Source organism: Kitasatospora sp. NPDC091335 (genome assembly GCF_044757205.1).
GTDB lineage: Bacteria > Actinomycetota > Actinomycetes > Streptomycetales > Streptomycetaceae > Kitasatospora.
Genome location: NZ_JBIVUM010000006.1, coordinates 103345 through 125624, shown reverse-complemented (window position 1 = coordinate 125624; position 22280 = coordinate 103345). Strand labels below are relative to the sequence as shown.

At 74.4% G+C, this 22280-nt stretch carries 18 protein-coding genes; 9 read left to right on the top strand and 9 right to left on the bottom strand.

Annotated elements, in window-relative coordinates:
* Window positions 1-202: 202 nt before the first annotated feature.
* A complete protein-coding gene (locus ACIQOW_RS16215; RefSeq protein ID WP_401084788.1) occupies window positions 203-1477 on the bottom strand; it encodes an acyl-CoA dehydrogenase family protein in 1275 nt (424 codons plus the stop codon).
* A 415-nt stretch (window positions 1478-1892) separates the two neighbouring features.
* Here ACIQOW_RS16215 and ACIQOW_RS16210 point away from each other — a divergent pair, with 415 nt between their 5' ends.
* From ACIQOW_RS16210 to ACIQOW_RS16200, 3 genes are all read left to right on the top strand, one after another.
* Window positions 1893-2966, top strand: a complete 1074-nt coding sequence (locus ACIQOW_RS16210) for a GAF domain-containing protein (RefSeq protein WP_401084785.1) — start codon at window positions 1893-1895, stop codon at window positions 2964-2966.
* A gap of 277 nt (window positions 2967-3243) precedes the next feature.
* Window positions 3244-4782: a lipase maturation factor family protein gene (locus ACIQOW_RS16205; RefSeq protein WP_401085289.1), complete on the top strand. Its 1539-nt coding sequence runs from the start codon at window positions 3244-3246 to the stop codon at window positions 4780-4782.
* Window positions 4783-5060: 278 nt separating this feature from the next.
* Window positions 5061-7397 (top strand): hypothetical protein, encoded by a 2337-nt coding sequence (locus ACIQOW_RS16200; RefSeq protein ID WP_401084782.1) that lies wholly within the window; start codon window positions 5061-5063, stop codon window positions 7395-7397.
* A gap of 244 nt (window positions 7398-7641) precedes the next feature.
* Here ACIQOW_RS16200 and ACIQOW_RS16195 read toward each other — a convergent pair whose 3' ends face one another.
* On the bottom strand, window positions 7642-8418 hold the full coding sequence (locus ACIQOW_RS16195; RefSeq protein ID WP_401084779.1) for an ABC transporter permease: 777 nt from the start codon (window positions 8416-8418) through the stop codon (window positions 7642-7644).
* On the bottom strand, window positions 8415-9338 hold the full coding sequence (locus ACIQOW_RS16190) for an ABC transporter ATP-binding protein (RefSeq protein WP_401084777.1): 924 nt from the start codon (window positions 9336-9338) through the stop codon (window positions 8415-8417). Before ACIQOW_RS16190 ends, ACIQOW_RS16195 begins: the two co-directional genes overlap by 4 nt.
* 164 nt (window positions 9339-9502) lie before the next feature.
* On the opposite strand from ACIQOW_RS16190, the gene ACIQOW_RS16185 reads away from it, so the two are divergent.
* Entirely contained in the window at window positions 9503-10753 is a 1251-nt protein-coding gene (locus ACIQOW_RS16185; RefSeq protein WP_401084775.1) for a sensor histidine kinase, read from the top strand.
* On the top strand, window positions 10750-11469 hold the full coding sequence (locus ACIQOW_RS16180; RefSeq protein WP_401084772.1) for a response regulator: 720 nt from the start codon (window positions 10750-10752) through the stop codon (window positions 11467-11469). Before ACIQOW_RS16185 ends, ACIQOW_RS16180 begins: the two co-directional genes overlap by 4 nt.
* 90 nt (window positions 11470-11559) lie before the next feature.
* On the opposite strand, the gene ACIQOW_RS16175 is transcribed toward ACIQOW_RS16180, so the two are convergent.
* A complete protein-coding gene (locus tag ACIQOW_RS16175) occupies window positions 11560-12411 on the bottom strand; it encodes a helical backbone metal receptor (RefSeq protein WP_401084769.1) in 852 nt (283 codons plus the stop codon).
* 306 nt (window positions 12412-12717) lie between these two features.
* Here ACIQOW_RS16175 and ACIQOW_RS16170 point away from each other — a divergent pair, with 306 nt between their 5' ends.
* From ACIQOW_RS16170 to ACIQOW_RS16160, 3 genes are read left to right on the top strand one after another with little or no spacing between them, the layout of a single operon-like run.
* Complete coding sequence (locus ACIQOW_RS16170; protein ID WP_401084766.1) at window positions 12718-13836, top strand: ABC transporter substrate-binding protein; 1119 nt, start codon at window positions 12718-12720, stop codon at window positions 13834-13836.
* A gap of 3 nt (window positions 13837-13839) precedes the next feature.
* Entirely contained in the window at window positions 13840-14928 is a 1089-nt protein-coding gene (locus tag ACIQOW_RS16165; RefSeq protein ID WP_188299959.1) for an iron ABC transporter permease, read from the top strand.
* Window positions 14925-15722 carry an ABC transporter ATP-binding protein gene (locus ACIQOW_RS16160; RefSeq protein WP_401084762.1) on the top strand — a complete coding sequence of 266 codons (798 nt, stop codon included), beginning with the start codon at window positions 14925-14927 and terminating at the stop codon, window positions 15720-15722. Before ACIQOW_RS16165 ends, ACIQOW_RS16160 begins: the two co-directional genes overlap by 4 nt.
* 18 nt (window positions 15723-15740) lie before the next feature.
* Here the strand turns inward: ACIQOW_RS16160 and ACIQOW_RS16155 are convergent, their stop codons facing one another.
* The 4 genes from ACIQOW_RS16155 to ACIQOW_RS16140 form a co-directional block, all read right to left on the bottom strand.
* Entirely contained in the window at window positions 15741-16805 is a 1065-nt protein-coding gene (locus tag ACIQOW_RS16155) for an L-tyrosine/L-tryptophan isonitrile synthase family protein (RefSeq protein WP_401084761.1), read from the bottom strand.
* Between the two features lie 92 nt (window positions 16806-16897).
* Complete coding sequence (locus tag ACIQOW_RS16150; protein WP_401084758.1) at window positions 16898-18211, bottom strand: cytochrome P450; 1314 nt, start codon at window positions 18209-18211, stop codon at window positions 16898-16900.
* Window positions 18212-18314: 103 nt separating this feature from the next.
* Window positions 18315-19694 (bottom strand): MFS transporter, encoded by a 1380-nt coding sequence (locus ACIQOW_RS16145; RefSeq protein ID WP_401084755.1) that lies wholly within the window; start codon window positions 19692-19694, stop codon window positions 18315-18317.
* 277 nt (window positions 19695-19971) lie between these two features.
* Window positions 19972-20535, bottom strand: coding sequence for a sigma-70 family RNA polymerase sigma factor (locus ACIQOW_RS16140; RefSeq protein WP_401084753.1), 564 nt, complete (start codon window positions 20533-20535; stop codon window positions 19972-19974).
* 85 nt (window positions 20536-20620) lie between these two features.
* Here ACIQOW_RS16140 and ACIQOW_RS16135 point away from each other — a divergent pair, with 85 nt between their 5' ends.
* Window positions 20621-20872, top strand: a complete 252-nt coding sequence (locus ACIQOW_RS16135) for a zf-HC2 domain-containing protein (protein WP_401084750.1) — start codon at window positions 20621-20623, stop codon at window positions 20870-20872.
* Between the two features lie 322 nt (window positions 20873-21194).
* Here the strand turns inward: ACIQOW_RS16135 and ACIQOW_RS16130 are convergent, their stop codons facing one another.
* Window positions 21195-22121, bottom strand: a complete 927-nt coding sequence (locus tag ACIQOW_RS16130; RefSeq protein ID WP_401084747.1) for a hypothetical protein — start codon at window positions 22119-22121, stop codon at window positions 21195-21197.
* Window positions 22122-22280: the final 159 nt, after the last annotated feature.

Genomic DNA, 22280 nt, shown 5'->3' with positions numbered 1-22280 from the left:
CGGCTCGGACCGGTGGGTCCGAGCCGGCGGGTCGATCCCGTGCGGCGTGGCCGGGCTTCGGGGCTTCGAGGCCGGGACTGCCGGAGCAGGTGACGTGGTGTCACCGGCGGGGCGGAGCACTGGCACGACAGCCGACGGCTGGAACGCTATCAGCCCCATGAGCCCTTGACACAACATCAACTGACGATATGTAGAACGGTCTTCATCCCGCCAGCGGCATCGGCAGCACCTGCCCGCCCCGCCCGCCCGGTGGTTCCGCGGGGTTCTCCCGCTGGTTGAGTTCGCTCCAGGCCCAGCTGGTCAGGTCCGACAGCTCCGCCGACCACTGCTTGCCGTAGGTGCCCGAGGCGACCTGTCCGAGCCTCAGTCGCTGGACGTCCGAGGTGCCGGCCGGCGGGTAGACGTGGGTGGCGTCCCGCAGGTAGCGCTCGATGCCGAACTCGGTCTGCAGGCCGCGGGCGGCGTGGATCTCCATCGCGTTGCGCGCGGAGTCCAGCGCGTACTCGGTGTTGATCAGCTTGGCGTTCATCAGTTCGGCGTCACAGGCGCGACCGTGGTCCAGCAGGTGGGAGGCGTGGTAGACGGCGAGCCTGGCGGTCATCAGCCGGGACTGCATCTCGCCCAGCTTCAGCGTGATGTTGGGGAGTTGGTTGATCGGCTGGCCGTAGAGCACCCGTTCCTCGGTGAACCGGGCGGTGTCCTCGACGATCGCGGTGTGAATGCCGAGCGCGACGGCGGCGAGGTTGATCCGGCCGTAGAGGGTGGAGGAGGAGTAGGCGACGTCCAGTCCCTGACCCTCCCGGCCGAGCCGGTTGCCGGCCGGGACACGGCAGTCCTCCAGGACGATCTCGCCGAAGCTGAAGCCGTGCAGCCCGCTCTGCGACCCGGGGGAGCCGGTGCGGAACCCGGCGCGGTCGGTCTCGACCAGGAAGGCCGACAGACCCCGGCTGCCCTGGCCCGTGCGCAGGATCACGCCGTGCACGTCGCCGATGTGGGAGTTGCCGACGAACCACTTGCGGCCGTTGAGCACGTACTCGTCGCCGTCGCGGACGGCGGTGCCGGCCATCCCGAGCACGTGCCCGCCGGACTCCGGCTCGGTCACGGCGATGGTCGGCAGGCACTCCCCGGTGGCGAACTTCGGCAGCCACGTGCGCCGTTGGGCCTGGCTGCCGTAGTGGAGGACCTTGGCCACGCCCAGCTGGGAGGCCTGGGCGATCGCGCCCACGGCCCCGCTGACCCGGGCCAGTTCCTCGACGATCACGGTCTTGGCGACGTGCCCCAGTCCGAGCCCGCCGAACTCCCGCGGAATCGTCACGCCGATCCAGCCCCGGCGGGCGATCTCCCGGGCCAGCTCGAACTCCGCCTTCCGTTCGGCCTCCATCCTGGCCACCTGCGGACGTACCTCCTTCTCCGCGAAGTCACGGACCTCGGTGCGGAGGTTCTCGTGACGGTCGTCGGTGAAGTAGTCCATCGCCATGCTCCGGTCCTCTCGATGTGTGTGGTGCCCGTGCCTCCGTCCGTGCCGTCGAAGCCGCTCCGGCAACCCCCACGGGGGTAGGTGGGTGTGTGCGGGAGTGTCGGCCGGTCGCCCCGGTGCGATCGGCGCATGCGTCATCGGGCGGTGTCCCGGTGAGGGGGCGCCGTCCGTGTCTTCGGCAGGGCTCATTGTTGTATGGGCGCGCCACGACGTCCCAGAGTCGATCTTGGATTGGCGTGATTCGGCCCGTGTTTATCCGGAGGGGTTTTGTCCAGCCCCCGGAAGGGGACTGATCTCCGCTTCGTGACGGTCCGTCGACCTGTCGTTCACGTGCGGTTTTGACTGGCCATCAGCAAGGCTGAGGAACACTGGACGGCAAAGGCCCCGCCTGCTGATGTCTGGTTACATGTGCGCCATGACTGATGTGATGAGCACTCAAGGCCAGTTCCCGGGTGCCTCCGGGGAGTCCGAGCGAACCCGCAGGCTGCGCGGCCTCGGGCTCAACGACCCGTCCGCGGACGAGGCCTTCGATCGCTTCGCCCACCTCGCAGCCAGTATCACGCGCGCTCCCATCGCGATGGTCAACTTCATCAATGACGAACGTCAGATGTTCCGGGGGCTCTACATTCCGCCAAATCCGGTCGACATCACGGCCGAGGACGGACCCTCCTGGGCGGATCGCGGCATCGCGTTCGATCTCCCCAGCCGCGAAATGCCGCTGAGTCACGGCTTCTGCCCGCACGTCGTCGCCCAGCGCTCCCCCCTCGCCCTCGACGACATCCTCGCCTACCCCCGGTTCGCCGGGAACCCGGTGGTGGACGAACTGGGCGTCCGCGCCTACCTGGGCGCCCCGCTCGTCGACAGCACCAGCACCGTCATCGGCACCGTCTGCGTCCTCGACCGGGAACCCCGGCAGTGGGGGCGTGAACGGCTGCGCGACATCCAGCACCTCGCCGAGGCGCTGCTCTCCGAGATCCGGCTGCGCGACAACCTGATGGCCCAGCGCCAGGAGATGTTCGCCGCCTTCGACGGTTCGCCGTTCCCCATCATGCTCACCGAGGGCCCCGGCCAGGAGGTCCGGTACGCCAACGCCCAGCACGCCGACACCTTCGGTGCGCCGGTCGCGTACGGGACGGTCGGCGCCGCCTACCCGCAGCTCGGCGCGGCGGGCCTGGGGCGGGCCGTCCTGGACGCCTACCACGCCGGTCGCACCACCGTCCTCGACAACGTCCGGATCCAGTCCCCCCGCCCCGACCCGCAGCGCGGCCGGCAGACCTTCAGCTTCACCTGCACCCCGCTGCGCGCCGCGCTCACCGGCCAGATCAACGGCGTCCTCACCGTCGGCATGGACACCACCGCGCAGTCCCGCACCGAGGAGGAGCTCGGCACGCTGGCCGCCCTGCTCGTCGACCGGCTCCAGCAGAGCGGCACCTCGGTGCCCGGGCGTTCGGCGATCATCGGCGAGCCCGGGCCCGTCCTGCCCAGCTGAACGCCGGCCGGCACGACCCGTCCACCACCGTGGCGGGGCGCCTCTCACCCCCGAGGAGAGGCTCCCCGCCACGGTGCCGTCCGGGGCCGGCCGGTGCCGGGCCGGTGCGTGCCTACGCCGGTGCCGGTCCGTGCCTTCGCCGGAGCCGCTCGGTGTCTTCGCCGGGGCCGACCGGTGCCTCCGCCGGAGCCGCTCCGGGCCGAGCGGGTGAACCCTCCGCGCTCCGTCGCCCCGACCGGACCCGGGCCCGGGGCGCCGGGTGGTAGGCATGGGCCGCATGGACTGGTTCGCCGCCCCCGACTACTGGCTGAGCCGGCTGCTCGTCCAACGCCTGCTCGCCGCCCTGTACCTGATCGGATTCCTGGCCGCCGCCGCGCAGTTCCGCGCCCTGATCGGCACCGACGGCATGCTGCCGGTGCCCCGCTTCACCGCCAGGGTCCCGTTCCGCCGGTCGCCGGGACTCTTCCACCTCCACTACAGCGACCGGTTCTTCGCCGCCGTCGCCTGGAGCGGCGCCGCCCTGGCCGCCGCCGTCGCGGCCGGACTCGGCGACGTCGTCCCGCTCTGGGCTTCGGTCCTGCTGTGGACGGTGCTCTGGGTCCTCTACCTCTCCGTCGTCAACGTCGGGCAGACCTGGTACTCCTTCGGCTGGGAGTCCCTGCTGCTCGAAGCCGGCTTCCTGGCCGCCTTCCTGGGCAACGCGGACACCGCCCCGCCCACGCTGGTGCTGTGGCTGATGCGCTGGCTGGCCTTCCGGGTCGAGTTCGGCGCCGGACTGATCAAACTGCGCGGCGACAGCTGCTGGCGCGACCTGACCTGCCTCAGGTACCACCACGAGACCCAGCCGATGCCAGGACCGCTGAGCTGGTTCTTCCACCACCTGCCCGACCCGCTGCACCGGGTCGAGGCCGCTGCCAACCACGTCGTCCAAATCGTCGTACCGGTCTGTCTGTTGCTGCCGCAGCCGGTCGCGAACTACGCCGCCTGCGCCGTCCTCGCCACCCAGCTGTGGCTGGTCGCCTCCGGCAACTTCGCCTGGCTCAACTGGCTGACCATCGCCCTCGCCCTCGCCGCGGTGGAACCGGCGCGCCTCGGCCTGCCCGTCCACGCCCGCGCGTACCCCGGCGCCCCGGTCTGGTACGAGGCGCTGGTGATCGCGCTCACCTCCGTCGTCGTGGTGCTCAGCTACTGGCCGGTGCGCAACATGGTCTCCCGCGGCCAGGCCATGAACCGCTCCTTCAACCGGCTGCACCTGGTCAACACCTACGGCGCCTTCGGCAGCATCAGCAGGCTCCGCCAGGAGGTGGTGGTCGAGGGCACCGACGAGGCCGTGCTCACCCCGCACACCGTCTGGCGCGAGTACGGCTTCAAGGGCAAGCCCGGTGACGTGCGCCGGCTGCCACGCCAGTTCGCGCCCTACCACCTGCGGCTCGACTGGCTGATGTGGTTCGCCGGCATCTCGTCCGCGTACGCCCGCCCCTGGTTCCTGCCCTTCGTCGCCCGCCTGCTGACCGGGGACCGGGCCACCCTGCGGCTGCTGCGCCACAACCCCTTCCCGGACGCCCCGCCGACCCACGTCCGGGCGACGCTCTACCTCTACCGGTTCACCGATTGGCGCGAACTGCGGGAAACCGGCGCGTGGTGGCACCGGACGGCGCTCAGCGAGTTCCTCGCGCCGGTCGATCTGCACGCCATCGGCCGGGCCGGACACCGGCCGCCGCTCGGCCGGCCGGGCCGGGAACGCGGACGCGGCGTCCGGAAGGGGCCACTGGAGCGGCTCCGGCGGCCCGGCGGCGGCCGGAGAGAGAAGCCGTGATGAGCCCCGATGAGCAGCGGAGACACCCGTTCGGAGCACCGCGGGACCACCCGGGCGGACCTCCCGGGTGGCGGCCAGGCGGGCGGTATGGCATACGACACCCGCCCGTCGGGGCGGTGGGTGCGTGCAAGGCTCGAACGGGCACCCGTATTCTGGGCCTCCACAACCGGCAGCCCGACCGCGCGCCCCCTTGCCCCGCCCCAGGGGCGACCCCGCGCAACCGGTCCGCCGCCCCCTCGCCGCCAGCCCCGCCGTCGTCGCCCAGAACCGGACCTCACATGACAGTGCTTCACTCGCGCAACGCCGACGCAGCCGACCCGGCGGACGTCGCCGACGCCGCAGACGTCAAGGACCCCCAGGACGCCGCCGCGGAGCCCGACCTCCGCGAGGACCTCGGCCGCTACGCCGAACTCGGCGCCTTCACGCTCACCGCCGACACCCACGCCTGGTACGCGGCCGTCGACACCGTCGCCACCCCCGAGGACGCCCGCGCGGCCTCCACCGCCCTCGCCGAACTGCGCGGCAGCGACCTCCAGCAGACCTGGGAGGCCGCCGCCGCGCTCGCCAGCGAGGTCAAGCTGGACGAGCCCGGCACCGTCGCCAAGACGGTGCTGCTGGTCGAGATGCTCCAGCGGGTGCACCGCACCTCGGCCTCCCTGGTCCCCGCCGCGTACGACGCCGACCTCGGCGCCCTCGCCGCCGCCACCGCCGACAGCGCCTGGCGCCGCGAGAACGGCGTCAAGCTCTCCTGGCTGCGCGGCCGCTCGCTGCGCAAGCAGGCCCTCGCGCTCGCCACCGACCGCCGCATCCGCCGGGAGGACCTGCACGAGGCCCTCACCTCCGCCGAGATCGAGCGCCGCGCCTGGGCCGCGCTCGCCCCGTCCGGCACCCTGCCGCGGGTGGCCGCCGACGGCGCCCTGGTCGACCGCACCGCCCAGGCCTTCGAGACGATCAGCACCGGGCTGCGCGGCCTCGCCCGTCTGCTGCCCGACCACGACCTGGACGGGCTGCCCTTCGCCGAGCTGATCGACCTGGTCGAGCGGCTCGCCGCGGACGAGGGCACCCTCTACCGCCTGCCCACCATCCGGGGCCTGCGCGCCGGGCTGGAGGAGGCCGGCCTCGCCGACCTGCTCGCCGAACTCGCCGCCGCCAAGGCCGACCGCCGCGCCGCCGAGGCCGCGTACACGGCCCGCCAGGCGCTGGCGGCCGGACAGCGGGACGGGCTGGCGGAGGAGACCGTCGCCGAGGAGACGGCGGTCGAGGAGCCGGGTGCGGAGGTGGCGGCCGAGGTCGCGGCTGAGGCCGAGGTCAAGGCTGAGGCCGAGTCGCCCCGCGTCAAGGAGAGTGCGGCCGAGGAGCCCAGGACGGAGGAGCCCAGGACAGAGAAGTCCGGGGCCGAGGAGTCCGGGACCGAGGAGTCCGGGACCGAGGAGCCGGCCGGCCAGGCTGACGCCGAGGCGGCTGCCCTCCAGGTGCTGGCCGGTGGGCAGCGGGCCGGGCTCGTGGAGGAGACCCCGGCCTCGGTGGCGGCTCCGGCCGAGGAGGCCGAGCAGGCTGCTGCGGCTGTCGAGATCGAGATCAAGGCTGAGGCCGAGGCTGCGATCGAGGTCGAGGCCGAGGCCACGTCGGACGCGGCTGTCGCTGAGGACGTGCCGGAGGCGGCGCAGGCAGAGGAGGAGACCCCGGCTGCCGTGGTCTCCCTCCCGGCGCCCTCCCCGGCCGCCGACGACCTGGTGGCCGCCGCGACCGCGGCCCTGGCCGGGGCTGCGGATGAGACGGAGCCGGAGGCGACCGACACCGTCCGGACCGAAGAGGCCGTTGCGGAGGTCGTGGTCGAGGAGCCGGTCGTCGAGGCCGATGGGCCTGCGGCTGAGGTGGCTGAGGTGGCTGAGGCCGAGACTGCCGAGGTCGCCGCTGAGCCCGAGGCTGAGCCGGTGGTCGAGGCCGAGCCTGAGGCCGTCGTGGCGGAGATCCTGGTTGAGGAGCCTGCTGCGGAGGTTGTGGCCGAGGAGCCTGCCGCCGAGCCCGAGGCAGCTGTGGTCGAGGCCGAGCCCGAGGCAGTCGCTGCTGAGGTCGTGGTCGAGGAGCCGGTGGTCGAGGCTGACGCGCCTGCGCCTGAGGTGACTGAGGCCGAGGTCGCCGCTGAGTCCGAGCCCATGGTCGAGACCGAGCCCGAGGCCGTCGTGGCGGAGCCCGTCGTAGAGACGCCGGCTGCGGAGGTTGCGGCCGAGGAGCCTGCCGCCGAGCCCATGACCGTTGTCGCAGAGGCGGCGGAGCCGGTCGCCGAGGCCGAGGTAGCCGCCGAGGTGCCCGCCGTCGAGGCTGCCGTCGAGCCCGAGCCCGTCGCCGAGGCCCCCGCCGTCGCACCCGAGGTCCCCGCCGCCGAGCCGGCGGCTGACGCCCGTCCCGCGAAGCCGGACTTCACGCCCGGTCGCCCCGTGACCGCCTACTCCGCCGACGAGCTGCTCGCCGTCGTGCGGTGGGTGGACGGCGACGGTGCCGGGCGGACGGACGAGGAGCTGCTGCGGGCGGCCATGAAGGAACTGGGCTTCGCCCGCCTCGGCCCCCGCATCAAGGAGGCGCTGGGCGCCGCCGTCGCCGCCGCCCGCGGCTGACGACGTACGACCGCAGGGCCCGGGACGCGAGCACGCGTCCCGGGCCCTGTCGTGTTCCGGGCGCTGACGTCGGATCGGCGAGGGGCGTCACCTCGAAGAGCCCTGCCGCCCCGGACCCGTGCACCTGACGGCCGGTGGCCTCGGTCTTACCGTTCTTCCGGCCTCCCGGCCGTACCGGCCGCAACGCTGGGGCCGGTACGGCCGGCGGCGGACTGCCGGGCCTGCCCCGGTCGGGCAGGCGCCGTCAGGCGTCCCGTCGGGTCAGGCCGAGCAGTGCCAGGGCGAAGGCGACGGCCAGGTAGGCGGCCAGGGCGGCGAAGCAGGCCACCGGGCCGAGCCGGTCGGAGCCCGGGACGGTGGTCCCCAGCCCCTCGAAGACGCTCTGGAGGCCGAAGCGGGCGACCTCGTCCCCGAACGGCGCCAGCAGCATCGGGGAGAGGAAGAACGTCCCGAACAGCACGGTGACGGCGGCCGCCGTGTGGCGTAGGACGAAGCCGAGCGTCAGGCCGAGTAGGGCGAAGGCCGCCAGGAACAGGCCGCAGCCGACCACGGCCCGGGTGACCCCCGGGTCGCCGATCGAGACGGCGAGGTGCTTGGCGGTCAGGGCGCGCCGGCCGAGCAGGAAGGTCAGGAAGGCGAGCAGTTGCCCGAGCAGTGCCGTCACGCCGCCGACCACCAGGACCTTGGCGGCGAGCACCTGGCCGCGCCGCGGGACGGCGACCAGGGTGGAGCGGATCTGGCCGGTGGTGTACTCGCTGGAGGCGGCCAGCGTGCCGAGCGTCCCGACGGCGAGCACGGCGACGTAGAAGCCGCCGGAGAACCCGTACCGGACGGGGTCGAAGCGTTCGCGCTGGTCGGTCGTCCAGCCGTCCCAGCTGTCGGCGGCGCTCGCGTAGTCGATCAGGCCGATGAACAGCGCGGCGGCGAGGGCGGTCGCGGCGGCCAGGGGGGTCGCGCGGACGCTGCGCAGCTTGACCCACTCTCCGGCCAGGGCGCCGCGGGTGGTCGGGGCGGTGATCATGCGGTCCTCTTTTCGGAACGGGTGCGGTACTCGGCGGTTCCGCCGGTGGCGTCCATGAAGGCCTGCTCCAAGGAGGCCTGCCGGACGGTGAGTTCGTGGACGCCGATGCCGTGCGCGGCGGCCAGCTCGCCGATCGCGGCCGGCTCCGGTCCGGACACCGCCAGCGACCCGTCCGGCTCCTCCCGCACCTGGACCGCCCCGTCCGCCCGCAGCAGGTGGGCGAGTTCGGCCGGCCGGGTGCAGCGCACCAGGACGTCGGTCGGGGCGTGCTCGGCGAGGAAGCCGGCCGTCGAGCAGTCGGCGACGAGTCGTCCGCGACCGATGACCACCAGGTGGTCGGCGGTGAGCGCCGTCTCGCTCAGCAGGTGCGAGGAGAGCAGGACGGTCCTTCCCTCGGCGGCGAGTTCGCGCAGCAGGGTGCGGATCCACTGGACGCCTTCCGGATCCAGCCCGTTGACCGGTTCGTCCAGCAGCAGGACGCCCGGATCGCCGAGCAGTGCGGCGGCGATGCCGAGCCGCTGCTTCATGCCGAGCGAGAACCGTCCGGCCCGGCGGCGGGCCACCGGCTCCAGGCCGGTGAGCGCCAGCACCTCGCGGACCCGGCGGGTGCCGAGGCCGTTGCTGACGGCGAGTGCGAGCAGGTGGTGGCGGGCGGAGCGGGCGGGGTGGACGGCCGTCGCGTCCAGCAGGGCGCCGACGTCGCGCAGGGGGTGGCGCAGTGCGGCGTACGGGCGGCCGTTGACGGTGGCCCGCCCGCCGGTCGGGGCGTCCAGGCCGAGGATCATCCGCAGGGTGGTGGACTTGCCCGAGCCGTTCGGCCCGAGGAAGCCGGTGACCTGTCCGGGGCGGACGGTGAAGCTCAGCCCGTCCACGGCGAGGGCGCCGCCGTAGCGCTTGGTGAGGTCGTGTACCTCGATCAACGTGGTGCCTTTCCTTGTGACGTGCCTCCACGTTCCCGTCGGTGCCGGGGGCGGGGCGTCCCGCCGTGGGCGGAAACCCGGCGTCGGCCCGGGTGCGGTCTCTGCCCGTGGTCGTAGGCCTGCGGGGCGATGCCGGGGCGGCGGAGCGTGGATAGCCTGGGGAAATGCCCAATGCCCCGCTTCCGCCGGTGGCCGGGAGACTGCGCCCGGGGCACCGGGTGGCGGTCGACCTGGCGGTCTCGCTGGTGCTCACCGTGGTCACCTGGTTCCGGGTGCTGGACGCCTGCCGGGTGTTCGACCCGCACCACCGCGGCTACCCGCAGCCGTCCACGGCCGAGACGGTGGCGGTGTTGGCCTGCGTGGTCGGGGTCGGTGTGGCGGCCGGGCTGCGGCGGCTCGCGCCGGTGGCGGCCGGCGGGGTGGTGTTCGGCGCCTGGGTGGTGATCGTCGCGGTGGCCGGGCGGCTGACCATCGCGAACCTGGCCGGGTTCCAGGTGGCGGTCGCCGCAGGGATGGTGGTCTACCTGGTCGCGGCGGTGCGACCGTCCCGGGTCGGCGCGGGCGTACTCGCGCTCGGCCTGCTGGGCGCCGGGCTGAGCGAGTTCGGCTCGCGGGAGCTGTGGAACAACCTGGTGTTCGTCGCGCTGGAGCTCGTCACCGTCTGGGCGCTCGGCGGCTTGGTGGCCCGCCACCGTGCGTACGAGGCCGAGTCGCGCCGCCACCAGGCGGATCTGGCGAAGGCCGAGCTGGCCGAGGACCGGATCCGGCTCGCCCGGGAGCTGCACGACGTGATCGCGCACAGCATGAGCGTGGTCAACGTCCAGGCGGGGTACGGCCGTTTCGTGATCGAGCGGGATCCGGTGCAGGCCGGTCAGGCGCTGGCGGCGATCCAGTCGGTGAGCCGGGACGCCATGGCGGAGTTGCGCAGCCTGCTCACCGTGCTGCGCGGCACCGTGGACGAGGAGTTGGCGCCGGCGCCTCGACTGGCCGACCTGGAACGGCTGGTGGCGAGCAGCGCCGAAGCCGGGGTGCGGGTCGAGCTGCGGGTCGGCGGTCTGGTGCGGCCGCTGGCGGACGGCATCGAGCTGGCGGCCTTCCGGATCGTCCAGGAGGCGCTGACCAACGTGGTGAAGCACGCGGACACCGACGCGGCGCGGGTGGACGTGGCCTATGAGGAGGAGCGGCTGGTGCTGGAGGTGACGGACTCGGGACGCGGCGGCGCGGGCGACAGGACCGGCGTCGTCTTGGGCGGCGGCAGCTCCGGCGGCTTGGGTGACACGAAGGGCGGTGGGCACGGGCTGGCGGGGATGGCCGAGCGGGTCGGCCTGTACCGGGGGCGGCTGGAGGCCGGGCCGGTGCGGGGCGGCGGCTTCCGGGTCCGCGCGGTCCTGCCGGTGACGGGAGCGACGACGTGACGCGGCCGATCCGGGTCGTGGTCGCCGACGACCAGACGCTGGTACGGGCCGGTCTGGCCGGGATCGTGGCCGCCGCCGACGGGTTCGAGGTGGTGGGTGAGGCGGCGGACGGCGCACAGGCCGTCCGGCTGGCCCGGGCCGAGCACCCGGACGTGGTCCTGATGGACATCCGGATGCCGGGCACGGACGGCCTCGCGGCCACCCGCCGGATCACCGCCGAGAGCGGGGTGCGCATCCTCGTCCTGACCACCTTCGACCTCGACGAGTACATCTACGGCGCGCTGCGGGCCGGGGCCTCCGGCTTCCTGCTGAAGTCCACCCCGCCCGAGGAACTGCTCACCGCGATCCGGGTGGTGGCCGCCGGGGACGCGCTGATCGCCCCGAGCATCACGCGCCGGCTGATCCGCGCCTTCGCCGTCGGGCCCGCCGAACCGGCGGCCGCACGCGCTGACGGCTCGCGGGAGCGGGACCGGGATCGTGATCGTGATCGGGAGAGGGATCGTGACCGGGAGAGGGTGCGGCGGGCCGTCACCGGGCGGGAGTCGGAGGTCCTGACCCTGATCGGGCGCGGGCTGACCAACACCGAGATCGCCGAGCGGCTGGGCGTCAGCACCGGCACCGTGAAGACCCACGTCGGGCACCTGCTGGCCAAGCTGGCCGCCCGGGACCGGGTTCAGTTGGTGATCACCGCCTACCGGGCGGGGTTGGTGGACTGAGCAGCCGGCGGGGCGGCGGCAGGCCGGTCGGCCGGGTGGTAGCGGTGTGCTCCGGGCGGTGGCCGTCCTCCTGTGCGGCCGCCCCGCGGGTCACCGGCGGTCAGCCCGCGGGGAGCCCGTACCGCCGGGGACGGCCGGGTGGTCGAGGGCTCGCCGCAGCACGGCCGGGGCGCTCACCAGGGACGGGCCGTACCAGGTCAGGTGCCGTCCGCTGACCAGTGCGGCCGGGACGCCAGGGAACGCCTCCGGGCCGTCCTCGGCGGTGAAGCGGTACGGCTCGTCCGGCAGGACGACCAACTCAGGCCGGCAGGAGAGCAGTTCGGGCAGCGGGACGGCCGGGTAGCGCTCGGGGTGGTCGGCGTGGACGAGCCGCAGGCCCAGACGGCGCAGCAGGTCGCCGGCGAAGGTGTCGCGGCCGAGGACCATCCACGGGCGGCGCCAGATCGGTACGACGGTCCGCTGGCCGCCGGGCCGCCGGCCGCCGGGCCCCGGAGGGGTGCTGCCGCTCCCGACGGTGGCCCAGGCCGCCTCCGCCTCATCCAGCCAGGCCGGGCGGGGCAGCCCGCAGGCGGTGCTCAGCAGCCGGTCGAGGGAGCGGAAGGCGTCGTCCAGGGTGCGGATGTCGGTGACCCAGACCGGGACGCCGGCCGCCCGCAGTGCGTCCAGGTCGGGGCGCCGGTTCTCCTCGTCGTTGGCGAGGACGAGGTCCGGTGCGAGCGCGAGGATGCGCGGGACGTCCGGGTTCTTGGTGCCGCCGATCCGGGTGACGGACAGGTCGGCGGGGTGGCTGCACCAGTCGGTGGCGCCGACCAGCAGCCCGGGCGCGGTGGCGGCGACCGCCTCGGTCAGCGAGGGCACCAGCGAGACCACCCGGCGGGGCGGGCGCGGCCCGAGCCGGACGGGTAGGTCGAGGTCGTCGCGCGGGGCGGTGGGATCGGCCATCCGGTCAGCCTACGTGCGGACGGCCCGGGCGTCCGGCGGCTGGGGCGTGCGGACAGGCGGAGCGTGCGGACAGCCGGGGCGTGCGGCGTGGGGCGTATGGGCGGTCGGGATGTACGGGCGGCAACCGGTCGCGATTGCCCGGGAACCGACCGCCGGGCCCGCCCGACTACCTGGTCCGGGTCCGCAGCACGGGCCCGAACACGACCACCGAACACGACCACCGACCCCCCGCCAAGTACCCCCACCGAAAGCACCCCCCACCGGTCGCGGTCCCCGATCGCGATCACCGACCAGGAGAGAGTTGTCATGCGCCCTCGCGTCGTCTGCGGAATCGCGGCCGCCGTCGCCCTGTTCGCCACGGCCTGCGGAAGCGGGACCGGAGGCGGGCAGGCAGCCCCCGTCACCGTCAACGCCGCCCCGGCCGGCGGCTACCCCGTCAAGGTCGCCGACTGCGCCGGCAAGGAGACCACCATCGCCAAGGCGCCGGTGAGGATCGTCACCAGCAACGCCTCCAGCCTGGAGCTGCTGCTCCGACTCGGCGCGGGGGAGCGGGTGATCGGCACCGGCTTCCCGCCCGGCAAGGGCACCCTGCCCGCCGCCCTCGCCGAGCAGGGCGCCAAGGTGCCGGCGCTCGGGGACAAGGGCATCCCGAAGGAGAAGCTGCTCGGCTCCGGTGCCGACCTCTATGTGGACACCTTCGGCGCGATGCCGATGATGGGCGGCGGCGCCACCGGGCCGAGCGAGGAGGAGTTCGCGGCGGCCGGCATCCAGCACGTCTACCTGCTCTCCACCGCCTGTGCCGGGACGCCGAAGGCCACCAAGGGGCCGCGCACCGACCTCGCCGGGATCGAGGAGGACGTCCGCCGGCTCGGCGCCGTCACCGGCACCGCCGCGCGGGCGGAGGAACTGGTCGCCGGGATGGAGAAGCAGCTCGGCGAGGTCAGGACCGCGCTCGCCGCCGTGCCGGAGGGGCAGCGGCCGAGCTACTTCGTCTTCGACTACGACGCCGGCACCAAGCAGCCGGTGTCGGTCTGCGGCCGGCAGGTCGCCAACGCCGTGATCACCCAGGCCGGGGCGCGCAACGTGTTCGCCGACTGCGACGCCGACTTCAAGCCGGGCTCCTGGGAGGACGTGGTCGCCAAGAACCCGGACTGGATCCAGCTGGCCGTGCGCAACCGGGGCAGCGAGGAGGCCACCCGCAAGGCCTTCGACGAGGCCGAGGCCTTCCTGAAGGGCTTCCCCGCGACCCAGGGCCTGAAGGCCGTCCAGGAGGGGCACTTCGTCCGGCTCGGCTCCGAGGTGACCACCATCGCGGGGGTGCGCAACGCCGACGCCGTCCGGCAGATCGCCGCCACCGTCCACCCCGACCTGGTCAAGCACGCCGACCCGGCCAACGCTTCGGACACCACCAAGAACGGTCAGTAGAGCGTGACTTCGGCCATTCTCCGGAAGGAGCGCGGCGAAGCCCGCCCGGCCCGCAGTCTGCGGGCCGGGCCGCTGGCCGCCGTCCTCGCCGCCGCCCTGGTGCTCGCGCTGACCGCCGCCGTCTCGCTCGGCTCGGTGGACGTCCCGCCCGGTGAAGTCTGGTCGGTGGTCGCCCGCCGGCTCACCGGGCATTCCCCCGAACCCGGCACCCGTGACCTCATCGTCTGGCAACTACGCGTCCCACGAGCCCTGTTGGCGGCCGTGGTGGGTGCCGGACTCGGCCTGGTCGGCACCGCCGTACAGGCCCTGGTCCGCAATCCGCTCGCCGACCCCTACCTGCTCGGCATCTCCTCCGGCGCCTCGCTCGGCGCGGTCGCCGCCATCGTCCTCGGCACCACCTTCGGACTCCAGCTCTCGTTCGGCAGCGCGTTCGGCCTCACCGTCTCCCTGGCGGCGTTCGCCGGCGCGCTCGCCGCGTTCTCGCTGGTCTGGCTGATGGCCCGGCGCGGCGGCGGCTTCTCCCCGCTGCGCCTGGTCCTCGCGGGCATCGGCATTGCCCAGTTCCTCGGCGGACTCACCAGCTATCTGGTCCTCCAGACCAGCGACGAGCAGCAGACCCGGGGCGTGCTGTTCTGGCTGATGGGCAGCCTCGGCGGCGCGGTCTGGGCCCAACTCGCCGTCCCCGCCGTCGCGGTGGCCCTCGGACTGGCCCTGCTCCAGTCCCGTGCCCGGGGGCTCAACGCGATGCTGATGGGCGACGAGACGGCCGCCGGGCTGGGCGTGGACGTCCCCCGGCTGCGCCGCGAGGTCTTCGTCGTCACCAGCGTGCTCACCGGGGTGCTGGTCGCGGTGTCCGGTGCGATCGGATTCGTCGGGCTGATGGTGCCGCACGTCTGCCGGCTGCTGCTCGGCGGCGACCACCGGCGGCTGCTGCCGCTGTCCGCGCTCACCGGGGCGCTGCTGCTGGTCGTCGTCGACACGGTGGCCCGCACCGCCCTGGACGGCCAGGAGCTGCCGATCGGCGTGGTCACCGCCGTCCTCGGCGCCCCCACCCTGCTGTACCTGCTGGACCGACGACTGGAGCGCAGTTGAGGATCGCCGTCGAGGACCTGAGCGTCGCCCTGGCCGGCCGGACGGTGCTGGCCGGGGCCAACCTGATCGCCGAGGAGGGGGAGATCGCCGGACTGGTCGGGCCCAACGGCAGCGGCAAGTCCAGCCTGCTGCGCACCGTCTACCGGCACCTGCGGCCGAGCGCAGGACGGGTGCTGCTGGCCGGCCGGGACCTGGCGGAGCTGCGGCCCGCACAGTCCGCCCGGCACATCGGGGCACTGCCCCAGGAGCGCGGCGGGGACTTCGAGTTGAGCGTCCGCGAGGTGGTCGCGATGGGCCGCACGCCCTACAAGCGGGCCTTCGCCGCCGACGACGCCGAGGACCACCGGATCACCGCGGGGGCGCTGGACCGGGTCGGCATGACCGGGGCCGCCGACCGCAGGTTCGCCCAACTGTCCGGCGGTGAACGGCAACGGGTCCTGCTGGCCAGGGCGCTCGCCCAGCAGCCGGACGTCCTGGTGCTGGACGAGCCGACCAACCACCTGGACGTCCGGCACCAGGTCGAACTGCTCGCCCTGCTCAGAGAACAGCGCCGCACCACCCTGGTCGCCCTGCACGACCTCAACGCCGCGGCCTCGGTCTGCGACCGGCTGCACGTCCTGCACGACGGCGCCCTGGTGGCCTCCGGGACGCCGCGCGAGGTGCTGACCGCCGAACTGCTGGCCCGGGTCTTCGGGGTGCGGGCGGCGGTGGTCGAACACCCGCTCACCGGCGATCCGTTGATCGCCTTCGACCACCGCAGCCCGGCGGCGCCGGTGTCCGCCGCCGGGCCCTAGCCGCAGGAGGCCTGGGCCTCAGCGGCCTCGTCCCCGGCGGTTCTCGTCCTGCTTCTCGTCGTGGGTCTCTTCCCGGTGGCTTTCGTAGTGGCTCGGCCGGTCGTCGCGCAGGACCAGCCGGCCGAGCCGCGCGGCCTCGTCGTTGCGCAGCAACTCCGCTCCGCCGTCCGTGCGGTGGAGCACCGCGGAGTGCCAGGGTGTGGTCCAGGCGTCGGCTGCCGCCAGCAGCCGGATGCCGAACTTCGAGGCCCCGGCCGGCTGCGGGTGGATGGAGAGCCGGACGGCGCGCGGGTGGTGCTCGGCGATCAACTCGCCCCAGGCGCGGCTGCGCTGGATCACGCCGTAGGCGCGGCGGCGGCACTCCCGCTGGAGGGCGGAGCGGGTGCCGGTGAAGCCGGTGCTGTCCTCGGCGAGGAAGCGGGTGATGCCCCGGTAGAGCCGCAGGGTCTCTTCCTCGGTCAGCACCTGCTCGCGCAACTCCTCGACGCCGGGCGCGTACTGGGCGTGCACCCGGGCGCGCTTCTCGTCGTACGGGAGGTCGCCGAGGACGGCCCGCAGGTCGAAGGTGTCGAGGCGGGTCAGGCCCTCGCGGGCGATCATCGCGGTCAGGGCGTCCGAGTAGGCGTCTATGTGGTCGTCCGGGACGTTGATCAGGTCGCCGAAGATGTGTCCGTCCGAGCAGATCAGGATGCGCGCGCCGGGTGCGTACAGACGGCCGATCCCGGCGCAGAGCCCGTCGAGGAAGGTCAGCGACAGCCGTTCGCCCTCGTCGGGCAGGTGGCCGAGCACCTTCGCCGGGTTCGGCGACTTGCAGGGGAAGCCGGGCAGGGTGAGGACGATCGGCTCACCGGCGGCGATGAAGTCCGCCAACTGGGCGAGCTGGAGCGGGAAGTGCTCAGGCCGGGCATCGAACTCCGGGTCGGCGGCGCGACGGTGCGGCAGCAGCAGACCGAGGACGCGGGCGGCGAGCCGCTCGGCCGAGGGGCGGTCCTCGGGAGTGGGGGCGCCGATGGCGGGAGCGCCGATGAAGGGAGTGGTGGCGGCGGTGGCGGTGGCGGTGGGAGCGGTGCCGACGGGCGGCATGGTGGTTCCTCCACGGGAAGGTGGTGCGGTGCGGGCTGCGGGCGGGCGTTGCCGGGTGACGGCGGTGGCGACGGCGGGTCGTCGCCCGGGGGTCAGCGGCGGCGGTCGTAGGCGACCGGCAGCCGGTTCACCCCGCGTGCCAGGACGGCGGGAACCCACACCAGGTCCGCGAGGCCGTCGCCGGGCGCCTCGGCCGGGCGGAGACCCGGCAGCCGGGTGAGCAGGGTGGCGAGGGCGATCTGGAGCTCGGCCCTGGCCAGCGCGGCGCCGGGGCAGAAGTGGATGCCGTGGCCGAAGGCCAGGTGGGCGTTGGGGGTGCGGTCGAGGTCGAGGCGGTCGGCCTCGGAGAACTGCGCGTCGTCGCGGTTGGCGGCGCAGAGCGAGACGATCACCGAGTCGCCGGCCGGGACGGCGGTGCCGAACAGGTCGCTGTCCTCGGCGAAGAACCGCCAGGTGGTGAGCTCGAACGCGGCGTCGTGGCGCAGCAGTTCCTCCACCGCCCGGGCGAGCCGGCCGGGCTCCTCGACGCCCTCGCGCAGCCTGGCGAGCTCTTCGGGGTGACGCAGCAGGGTGACCAGCATGGTGGTGATCTGGTTGGTGACCGGCTCCTGCCCGGCCACCAGCAGCTGGAACACCATCGAGTCGAGCTCCGCGCGGCTCAACTCGCCCGCGTCGTGGGCGGCGACGAGCCGGCCCAGCAGGTCCTCGTCGGCGGGCCGACCGGAGGCCGGGCGGTCGGCGCGCTTGTGGTCGACGACGTCGGCGATGTACGTCTGGAGGCCGCGCAGCCGCGCCTCGTACGCCGGGCGGCCGGGGTCCTGCGGGCCGACCGGCTGGACCACCTTGCCCCAGTCCCGGTCGAAGCGCTCCGCCAACTCGGGTGGCAGGCCGATGACTTCGGCGAGCACCCGGAAGGGGTAGTGGGCCGCGAAGCCGGCCACCAGGTCGGCGCCGCCGGACTCCGGCAGCTCGTCCACCAGGGCGTCGGCCAGCTCCCGGAACCGGGGGCGCAGCGACTCCACCCGGCGCGGGGCGAAGGCGTCCAGGACGAGCCGGCGCATCGACGTGTGCTTGGGCGGGTCCTGGTGGAGCAGGTGGACCTGGAGCTGTGAGTGCTGCGGCTCGGGCATGATCGAGGCGAGCCGGCGCCAGTCGGCGTTGCCCAGCGCGTGGTTCTTGCCCAGGCGGGGGTCGTTGAGGGCGGCGTGGGCGGCCCGGTAGCCGGTGACCAGCCAGGCGTGGATGCCGCTGGGGAACTCCACCCGGTGCACCGGACCGGCCTCCCGCATCCGCTGGTAGAGCGGGTACGGGTCGCGCTTGTAGTCCGGGCCGTACAGCGGGACGGGGGAGGGGAGCCGGTCGTATCCGTACGGGCAGCGCGGCGTGTCGGGGGCGGTCTCGGTCATCTGGGGTGATCCTTCGGCGGTGCGGGTGCGGGTGCGGGTGCGGGTGCGGGTGCGGGTGCGGGTGTGTTCGGGGAGCCGGGGCGCGGGGTGCGGGCCGTCGGAGTCAGCCGCGGTCGCCGCTGCGGCGGTACAGGGCGAGCAGGACGACCGCCGTCGCCGCGACCAGGGCGGCCAGGGCGATGCCGGCGCGCGTCCCGGTGGTGGTGCGGTCACCGGTCAGGGCGGCGGCGGTGGCGAGGGCCGGACCGAGCGCGAAGCCGAGGCTGCGGGCGAGCTGGACGGCGGACCCGGCGGTGGCGAGCTTCCCCGGCGGGGAGGCGGACATCACCAGGGCCTGGGTGGGACCGCCGTTGAGGCCCATCCCGGCACCGGCCAGGGCGAGTCGCGCGGCGATGTCGAGGGCGGACCATTGGGTGTCCAGCGGGACGAGCAGGGCCAGGCCGAGAGTGGTGACGGCGGCGCCGGTGAGCGCGGTCGGGCGGGCGCCCCAGCGGTCGGCCAGCCGTCCGCCGACCCGGCCGGCCAGCACCATGCCGAGCGGGAAGGCCAGCATGGTGAGCGCGGTGGCGGTGGCACTCTCGCCCCGGGCGCCGCGCAGGTGCTGGGCGAGCAGGTAGTGGCAGGCCGCGAAGCCGGCGGCGAGCGCCAGCACCGAGGCGTTGACCCCGGCGGTCCCGGCGACTCGCAGCACCTCGGCCACCGGTCGGCCGCCGGGGCGGCGCAGCCAGCCCAGCACCAGTGGGACGGCGGGCAGCGTGAGCAGCAGCCACTGCGGCCCCCTGGGCGCCAGGGTGAGGCCGAGCAGGACGGCGGCCACCGCGGTGCCGATCAGCACGGCGTCACCGAGCGCGGCCCGGTCGGGCGGCCGTAGCCCGCCATGGCGCGGGGCATGGCGCCACACGATCAGGACGGCGGCCAGGCAGACCGGCAGCTTGACCAGGAAGACCGCCCGCCAGCCGAGGTGGTCCAGCAGCAGACCGCCGATGACCGGCCCGGTGACGGCGCCGAGCGGGCCGAGCGTCGCGGGCACGCTCATCGCCCGGCCGCGCAGCTCGGGCCGGACGGAGGTCGCGGCGAGTACCGGCATCAGGACGAAGAGCACGGCCCCGAAGGCGCCTTGGAGCATCCGGGCCGCGATCAGCCAGCCGGCCCAGGGGGCGCAGGCGGCCAGCACGCTGCACGTGGCGAAGCAGCCGACCGCGAGCAGCAGGGCCGAGCGGGTGCCGACCTGGTCCAGCCATCGACCGGCGGGCAACAGCAGGGCGACCAGAGGGAGTTGGTAGCCCAAGGCGGCCCACTGGGCGACTCCGGGGGAGACGTGCAGGCCGGCCGAGATGTCGGTGAGCGCGAGGTTGACCACGTTCATGTCGAGCATCGCGACGAACGACAGCAGGCCGGCCGCGACCACCAGGCTCCAGCGGTCGGCCGGGTGCTGCCGGTTGTCTGTCAGGGAAGCGGCGGCCTGGTTCGGATGCGCTGCCATGAAGTCCCTCCGTCTCCCGTGCTGCTGTACCGGACACCGCCTCGGCGGCGGGGTCCGGTACAGCAGTCGGGGGCTCGGGGGCTCCGGTTCCGAACACGTGGGGGAATTTTTCGGGGAGGCGGGGCGGGGGCGGGGCAGGCGACTGACAGCTTTCAGCGAACAGATGACAGATTTCGAAGTCTGTCATCTGTTCGCTGTCTGCTATTCGTCGTCAGCCGTCAGCCGTCAGCCGTCAGCCGTCGGCTGACCGCCGGTGCCCGTCCCGTGGCCCTCATGCTCAGCAGGCGGTCGCGAGTTCCCCGGTCTCGGCGGCACGCAGACGCGCCACCAGTTCCTCCCGGGCCCGGGCGACCCGGGACCGGACGGTCCCGACGGGGCAGCCGGCGACCTCGGCCGCCTCGGCATAGCTCAGGCCGACCACCTGCGTCAGCACGAAGGCCTCCCGCCGCTGAGCGGGCACCCGGTCGAGCAGGTCGCCGAGCGCGATGCCGTCCTCGAACCCGGCCGACGGTGCGCCGCCCTGCCGTTCCGCAGCCTCCTGCCAGTCCGGCAGCGCCGCGCAGCGCGGCCGGGCGGCGGCCATCCGGTACCGGTCGATCACCGTGCGCCGGGCGATCGACAGCAGCCAGGTACGGGCCGAGGAGCGCCCCGCGAACGCGGGCAGGCCTCGCAGCGCGCGCAGGAACGTCTCCTGCGCGAGGTCGTCGGCGGACTGCACGTCGGTCAGATGGGCGACGAAGCGCCAGACGTCCCGCTGGGTCGCCCGGACGAAGGCCTCGACGTCCGCCGCCCGTCCGGCGCGGGCGGTCAGTGCCAGTGCGGTGAGCTGTTCGTCATCCACGGCAGCCCCCGACCGGACGGCCCCCGACCAGGCGGCGCTCGACCCGACCGGGCCTGCCGTCGAGGTCATGCGGGACGATGGGCATATGAAATGCGTGCAATTTCGTACCGCTCTGTCCGCCCGGCTCGACGGCGAACCGAGCGGCCTGCCGGAGGCCCGGCTGGACAAGCACGTCGCGCGCTGCACCGGCTGCCAGGAGTGGCTGGCCCGGGCCGAACGGCTGCGCCGGCAGGTGCGGTCGGGCACCGCAGACGGGCCGTCGCCCGAGTGGTCGGCCCGGCTGCTGGCCCGGCTGGGCGAGGAGCGGCCCGGAGTTCAGGCCCCCGCGGAGCGCTAGCCGCGGTCGGCACGGTCGGGACGCCGTGGGCAGGGGGAACGGCAGGACGGTGGCGCCGGCCGGAGCCGGTGCGCCGTCGAATTCAGGCATGGGAAGGTCCCGGGGGAAGGCTGGGAACGGCACCGCGCAGCGCGGCACCGTCGGCGTCCGTGGGCAGCCGCGCGGCACGCCGGAATCCCCTGGGGAGGCACGGGTGGCGCGCGGGGGCCCGCACCCCGGCGGCGCGACGGCGCAAGGCGCGGCCGTACCCCGGGGCGACCTGCCCGTCGCGCGCGTCCCGGCGGCCGGAGGCGGCCAGGGTGCGGGAACAGCGGCGGGCGCGTCAGCAGGCGAGGGCGAACGCCGGAGGCCCGCGCCGGACCACGGCGTGGGTCAGCAGCACCGACAGCGGCGGCCGGGCCCGGTCGTCGGCCGGTCGGGGCGGCGCAGGGGCCCGGCAGCCGAAGGGGCGCGCGAACAGCGCCAGCAGTGGGAGCAGCAGCGCCCCCGCGACCACCGCGCCGAGTGCGCCGAGCAGCTCGAAGAGCCGGACCAGCGCCGCGTCACCGCGCCAGAGCAGGAGCGCGCACGCCAGCGCGGCGAGCACGTGGGCGGCGGTCATCCCCGGCGACATGCCGTGGGACATTCCGTGCGCCACGTCGTGCGCCGTCCCGTGCGCCGGTCCGCCGGCCAGGCTCTGCCCCGCGTCGTACGACCCGCCGCCGTGGAACGTCCCGTCGGGCATCACGTGCGGCCCGGAGGGCATCCCCGCCATGCCGGTCATCCCGGGCAGGCCCTGGTCCACGGCCGTTGCGCCCGGGGCGCCGTGATGCATTCCCGCCGTGGGCCGCAGGCCGCCGGTGGTCGGCGGGACGTCCGGGTCGATGCCCGCCATCCGCGCCAGTTCGACCGGGGAGAGCCCGCCGGTCGCCCGGTCGGGGTTGCACAGCAGCAGGGCGGCCCAGTCGGTGCCGGCGAGCCGGCCGAGGCCGCCGCCCCCTCGGGAGAGCGCCCCGGCCTGTTCGAACAACTGGTGCAGCACGGTCTGCGCCACGACCATCCAGAGGCTGATCACCCCGAGTCCGCGCCGCTTCCCGGCGAGCAGCCAGGTCAGCCCGAGGACCGCCCCGAAAGCCCCGGCCAGCACCGATGGGGTGACCCCGGACCCGGCCATGGCGACGTGCGCGGTGGCGGCCATCGCCACGCACAGCGCGGCGAAGACCACGGCGCGCAGCAGGCGGATCCGGTCGGTCATCACGATGGCACTCATCGTCGCACCCGCCCCGCCGGGCCCGGACCGCACCCTCCGGTGATGGCCGGATCCGTTCCGTGAGAACATGCCCGCCCGCCCGGGCCGCAGCGCTCCGGACCGCCGTCGGTGCGGGTGCGCCGGCCCGCCGCGCCGACCGGCATGCAGACCGGAACAACC